At 71.7% G+C, this 5,888-nt stretch carries 5 protein-coding genes; 2 read left to right on the plus strand and 3 right to left on the minus strand.

What is annotated here, in order from left to right; genetic code table 11:
• Positions 1–16: 16 nt before the first annotated feature.
• The 3 genes from ACLZOT_RS24655 to ACLZOT_RS24665 are packed head-to-tail and all read right to left on the minus strand — an operon-like array spanning position 17 to position 2,171.
• Positions 17–955: a PDR/VanB family oxidoreductase gene (locus ACLZOT_RS24655; RefSeq protein ID WP_416971226.1), complete on the minus strand. Its 939-nt coding sequence runs from the start codon at positions 953–955 to the stop codon at positions 17–19.
• Positions 952–1,110, minus strand: a complete 159-nt coding sequence (locus tag ACLZOT_RS24660) for a hypothetical protein (RefSeq protein ID WP_416971227.1) — start codon at positions 1,108–1,110, stop codon at positions 952–954. The genes ACLZOT_RS24655 and ACLZOT_RS24660 overlap by 4 nt, the downstream gene beginning before the upstream one ends.
• Positions 1,107–2,171: a Rieske 2Fe-2S domain-containing protein gene (locus ACLZOT_RS24665; protein ID WP_416971228.1), complete on the minus strand. Its 1,065-nt coding sequence runs from the start codon at positions 2,169–2,171 to the stop codon at positions 1,107–1,109. The genes ACLZOT_RS24660 and ACLZOT_RS24665 overlap by 4 nt, the downstream gene beginning before the upstream one ends.
• A gap of 533 nt (positions 2,172–2,704) precedes the next feature.
• Here ACLZOT_RS24665 and ACLZOT_RS24670 point away from each other — a divergent pair.
• Both ACLZOT_RS24670 and ACLZOT_RS24675 read left to right on the plus strand, forming a co-directional pair.
• Complete coding sequence (locus tag ACLZOT_RS24670) at positions 2,705–2,962, plus strand: DUF5132 domain-containing protein (protein WP_416971229.1); 258 nt, start codon at positions 2,705–2,707, stop codon at positions 2,960–2,962.
• 418 nt (positions 2,963–3,380) lie between these two features.
• Positions 3,381–5,501: an ABC transporter ATP-binding protein gene (locus ACLZOT_RS24675; protein ID WP_416971230.1), complete on the plus strand. Its 2,121-nt coding sequence runs from the start codon at positions 3,381–3,383 to the stop codon at positions 5,499–5,501.
• Positions 5,502–5,888 lie beyond the last annotated feature (387 nt).

Genomic DNA, 5,888 nt, shown 5'->3' on the forward strand with positions numbered 1-5,888 from the left:
AGGGCGGCGCGGGTTCTCAGAGGTCCAGCACCAGCCGCTCCCCCTTGCACCGCGACACGCAGATCATCATCGTCTCCCCGGCCTCCTGCTCCTCCCGCGTCAGCACCGAGTCCCGGTGGTCGACGGCGCCTTCGAGGACGTCGGTCTCGCAGGTGCCGCACGTCCCCTCGGTGCACGAGAACAGCACCTCGACGCCGGCCGCCCGCACCGCGTCCAGCACGGAGGTGTCCGCGCCGACGGCGACCGTACGGCCGCTGCGCTCCAGGACGACCTCGAACTCCCGGGCCTCGCCGCCCTCTTGGGCCCGGGGCTGGAACCGCTCGACGTGCAGCACCCCCGACGGGCACCGGCTCTCCACCGCGTCGAGCAACGGACCGGGCCCGCAGCAGTAGACGAGCGTGCCCTCCGGCAACTCGTCCAGCACCGGCCCGAGTTCGAGCAGCGCCCCGGTCTCGTCCTGCGGGGCGACGGTCACCCGGTCGCCGTAGCGCCGGAGTTGGTCCGTGAACGCCATCGACCGCCGCGACCGCCCGCCGTACAGCAGCGTCCACTGCGCGCCGGACGCCTCGGCGGCGGCCAGCATCGGCAGCAGCGGGGTGATGCCGATGCCGCCGGCGACGAAGCGGTAGCTGGGCGCGGGCAGGAGGGGGAAGTTGTTGCGGGGGCCGCGCACCCGGACCTTGTCGCCCTCGGCCAACTCGCCGTGCACATAAGCCGATCCGCCTCGGCTCTCGGGCTCCTGGAGAACCGCGATCCGCCACTCGTGCCGGTCCGCCGGATCGCCGCACAGCGAGTACTGCCGCTCCAGGCCGGGCGCGAGGAGGAGGTCGACGTGGGCGCCGGGCTCCCAGGCGGGCAGCGGGTCGCCGAGGGGGTGGCGCAGGGCGAGGAGTCGGACGCCCTCGGCCGGGGTGCCGATCTGATGAACGGTCAGCTCACCTTCGTACGCCGTCACTTGGCGTCCTCGCTCTCGTGTCCGCGCGGGTGCGACAGCATCCACTCCCACATCTGCACCGGGTCCTGCGCCGTGTGCTCGCGTCCGCAGTGGCAGGTGCCGTGCAGGACGTCGGTGCCCGGAAGCCAGTCGATGCGGTAGACCTCGCCGGTCACAGGGCCCGCTCCACGGGCTTGTCGCCCTCCTCGACCAGCCGCGCGAGGATCCGGCGCGCGGCGAGGCCGCCGGTGTCGATGTTGATGCTCAGCTCCTGGTAGCCGTCGCGCTCCGAACCCAGCGTGCGCTGAAGGAGGTTGAGGGCGTCGACGTCCTGCATGACGACCGTGTGGTTGTTGCCGCGCAGGAACTCGGTGACCTCCTCGTCGTCCGTCGCCCAGTCCCGCGACACCATCCAGAAGTCGTACACCTTGCCGTCGCCGGACGGGGTGATCGCGTACGTGATCTCCGTGTGGAAGCCGTGCGGATCGGTCCCGTCGGCCTCGGGCACGACACCCACCGGGGCGATCCGGCTGTGCAGCAGGTACAGGCACGGGGCGTGGTACTCGATGTCCTGCCAGCGCGTGATGCGGCCCTCGATCCCGGTCGAACGGGCGTAGAACGGCGGGCACTCGGCGTCGTCCATGTGCCGGCTGACCCGCACGATCCCGGCGCCCTCGTCGACCTCGGTCGTGATCGGCGTCTCGGCGACCTCCGGGGTGCCGATGTAGCCGCCGTGCAGATACGTCTCGTGCGACAGGTCGAGGAGGTTGTCGACGAGGAGGCCGTAGTCGGCGTCGATCGGCTCCATGCCGCGTACGGTCGTCCAGCCGGGGGCGTCGAGGTGGCGGGCGCGCGGGATCGCGGCCGGGTCGGCGAGCGCCGGGTCGCCGATCCACACCCACACCAGGGAGTCCTGCTCCACCACCGGGTACGAGGCGACGCGGGCCGTGCGCGGGACGCGTTTCTGGCCCGGCACGTAGACGCAGGTGCCCGTCGTGTCGTACGTGAAACCGTGGTAGCCGCACACGATCCGGTCGCCGTCCAGGCCGCTCGCCGAGAGCGGGTAACGCCGGTGCACACAGCGGTCGTGCAGCGCGACCGGGGTGCCGTCGGCCTCCGTGCGGTACACGACGATCGGCTCGCCCAGGACGGTGCGGCCGAGCAGGTCGCGGCCCACCTCGTGGCTGTAGGCCATGACGTACCACTGGTTCCTGGCGAAGGCGGTGATGTGCGGCATGGGGGTTCCCGTCTCTCGGTCCTGCCGCCATCGTCTTGAGGCGCGTCGGGGTGCCGCAACGGGACTTCCGCCTCACGGAAGGATCCCTGGTGCGGGGTGGGTGAGGAGCGCGGAGAATTCCGGTTGGCCGAAAAGGGTGGACGCGGTCCGTGAATTCGTGGGGAAAGGTGCGGGGCGGGGGTCGTATTCCCGGGGGATGTGTGGGTGGGGGAGTGTTGTCCGTCGAAGGTGGGGGCTGGCCGAAAAAAATGGTTCGCCGAGTGTGCGTCACACGTTCGGGTGAAGGCGTCCGGGCTGGCTTGGGGCCATAAGGAGTACCTCGGCTAGGCTTCTTCTGTTGCCGCCGCGTGTGGTGTGAAACGAACCGGATGAGAACAGGTGAGAGAACCGGTCCGCATTCCGCGCGACAGTCGCCGCCATATTCCACGATCCCCCATCCCGGAAAGGGAAACCGAGTCATGCCTCCCGTAGTTCCCCCGTTTCTGATCGGTCTCATCGCCGCGCCTTTGGCCAAGCGCATTGTCACGCCCTTGATGAAGGGGCTCGTGAAGACCTCGGTCGGTCTCGTCATGGAGGTGAAACGTGCCGCCCACGAGGCGTCCGAGGGGCTCCACGACCTCGCGGCCGAGGTGACCGCCGAGGTGATGGCGGCGCAGCTCGCGACGGGTGGGGCACCGGCCGCGGCCTCCGTGCCGACCGCCGCGGCGGCTCCTGTCGCCGCCGACACGGGTGCCGCCAAGGCCGCGGCTCCCAAGGGGCGGCCCGCCGGTGGGGCCGGCAAGGCGCACTGAGGACACGCACCCGGAATTCGTCACACGACCACCGCTCAGCACGCGGTGTCGCCTAGAGCATGGGAACCATCTGGACATGGCACTACTGGTGGGGGCGGCGGCCGTCGGACGGCCGATCAGGAGCGATGTGAGAATGCGCTCGAACGTGCCGGGGCGGCAGCGGTGGAGTGTTCCGCAGGCGGTCGGCAGGCCGGAGGTCGCGGAATCTCTGGGGAGTGCGTTGAGAGGAGTTCGGGGGATTAAGGCGGTGCGGGTCAATTCCGTTACCGGGAGTGTTCTCGTGCTGCATGGCGCGGGGGTTTCCAGTAATGATGTCGGCGGGTTGTTGAGGGAGTTTCTCCGGCGGCTTTCGGCGCCTTCCGTTTCCCCTTCCGCCGAGGTCCGGGAAAGTGCCGGGCGGGGGGAGGCGGGATGGGGAGTGGCGGCGGGAGCGGTCCCGGCGGCCGTCCAGGGCGGCGCCTCCGGGGGCGGCCCGGGTGCTGCCGTCGAGGCCGGCTCGGGTGTGGTTCCGGGCGGTGCCGTGCCCGCCCCGGGAGTCCTTCGCACCGCCCTCGCCGTCACCGGGGGCGTCGCGGGGGCCGCGGGGCTCGCGCTCGGGGGCGGGAAGCTGCTGCGGCGGCCGCTCGTCGCACTGGGTGCGGTCGCGGGAGCCACGCTCGTCGTCGTGCGGCGGGCCATGGCGCGGGCGGCGGCCGGCGGCGCGTTACCGGCCTCCGCCGTCGACGGACGGGGCACCGGCGAGACAGCCACGGCCGCCGGGGAGGCTCCCGCCCGCTCCGGAGTGGCCGCTCTCCTCGACCTCGTCGGCCCCCACCGCTCCAAGCTCGCCCTCGCCACCGGGCTCTCCGCCGTCTGTCAACTCGCCGAGGTCGCCTGCGGGTTGTTCCTCGGGTGGGTCGCGCTCGTCCTCATCAAGGGGTCCTGCCCGCCGCTCCTCGCCCTCGGTATCACCGGCGCCGCCGCCCAGTTGTGGTTCCTCGCCGGGGCCGCCGCCGTCGCGTGCGCCGCCGTCGCCGTCCTGTCGTACGCCGCGAACACCCAGTGGCGCGGGCTCGGACAGGCCGTCCAGCAGGACTGGCGGGACTCCACCTACGCCCACGTACAGCGCCTGGAACTGGGCCAGTTGGAGGGCGAGCGCACCACCCGGATCGCCGGGGTCCTCACCGACGAGGTCGCCCAGCTCGGCGGGTTCTTCGCGACCTGCGCGAACGATGTCGTCCAACTCGGCACCAGCTTCCTGGTGTTGGTGCCGGCGTTCCTCATCCTCGCCCCGCAGATCGCGTGGATCGCGTTCCTGCCGATGCCGGTCGTCGCCTGGCTGTCCTTCCGGCACCAGGACCGCGTCGCCGACGACTACGCCGTCTCCAGCGACCACCGGGCCGAACTGCACAGCCAGTTGGTCAACAGCCTCCAGGCGAGCGCCACCGTCAAGAGCTTCTGCACCGAGGAGTACGAGGCCGCCCGCCTCGACGAGCTCGGCGAGAAGTACCGTCTCGGCAACCGCCGCACCGACCGCCACACCGTCCGCCACGGCGAGACGATCCGCGCCACCACCACCGCCTCCATGGTCGGCATGCTCCTGCTCGGCGGCCGGTCCGTCCTCGAAGGCGACCTGCCCTTCGAGGTGTTCAGTCCCCTCATCGGCCTGCCCCAGCAGGTCCTGTTCCGCCTCACCCGACTCGGCACGATCGTCGACCAGTACCAACGCACCCTCACCGCCCACGACCGCGTCCGGCACCTGCGCGCCCTGCCCACCGAACCCGTCGGCAGGGACGAGGAGTTGGACCGCGCGAGTGTCCAAGGGGCCATCTCCCTCAAGGACGTCACCTTCGCCTACCCCGGCCGCCCGCCCGTCCTGGAGAACTTCTCCCTCGACATCGCACCCGGCCGCGTCACCGGCATCGTCGGCGCCACCGGCTCCGGCAAGACCACCGTCGCCCGGCTCCTCATGCGCTTCCAGGACGCCGACGCGGGCCAAGTCCTCCTCGACGGACGGGACATCCGCGACCTCGACCGCCACGACCTGCGCCGCGCCGTCGGGTTCGTCGCCCAGGACCCCTTCCTCTTCGACGGCACCATCGCCGACAACATCCGCTACGGCAGCTTCGACGCGAGCGACGAGGACGTCGAACGCGCCGCCCGCGCCGCCGAGGCCCACCCCTTCGTCGACACCCTCCCCGACCGCTACGACACACGCATCGGCGAACGCGGCGCCGCCCTCTCCGGCGGGCAGCGCCAGCGCATCGCCCTCGCCCGCGCGATCCTCAAGGACTCGCCGGTCGTCATCCTCGACGAGGCGACGTCCGCCGTCGACAACGAGACCGAGGCGGCGATCCAGCGGGCGCTGCGGTCGTTCGCGGAGGGGCGGACGCTGATCGTCATCGCGCACCGGCTGTCCACGATCCGGGGCGCCGACCGGATCCACGTCCTCGACAAGGGCGGGGTGGTCGCCGAGGAGGGGACACACGCCGAACTGCTGGAGCGGGGCGGGTTGTACGCGTCGCTGTGGAGCTTGCAGTCGGGGGAACGGGCCGCGTAGGGCGGGCGGGGCCCGGTCGCAAGTCCTGGGTGGGGGTGCGGGGTTGAGGTGATCCCGGTGTACTTCCCTGGCTGCTGGGTGTGTTGGCTGGCTCGGTAGGGCTGGCTGCGGTGGCTCTCGCCGGCTCCGTGGACGTGACCGGCGGGAGCCGGGGGCGTCGGCCGCGCGCGGACACCTGCTCCGACCGCACCTCCCTGTCTCGCCCTCGCGCCCGACCCTGCCCCCCTCCGGGCCCGTCCTCAGCCCGCCTCCTCCCTCTGGCCCGTCCCCGGTCCCGATGCACACCCGGCCCTGTTCCGGCCCCGGTGACATCCGAAGAAACCGCTGCCACTCCTCTTCTTCTCCACACAGTCCCCTTTCTCCCGCACCACCCCCGGAGGTACCCCC

The organism is Streptomyces sp. 4F14, assembly GCF_048159485.1.
In the GTDB taxonomy this organism is placed as follows: domain Bacteria; phylum Actinomycetota; class Actinomycetes; order Streptomycetales; family Streptomycetaceae; genus Streptomyces.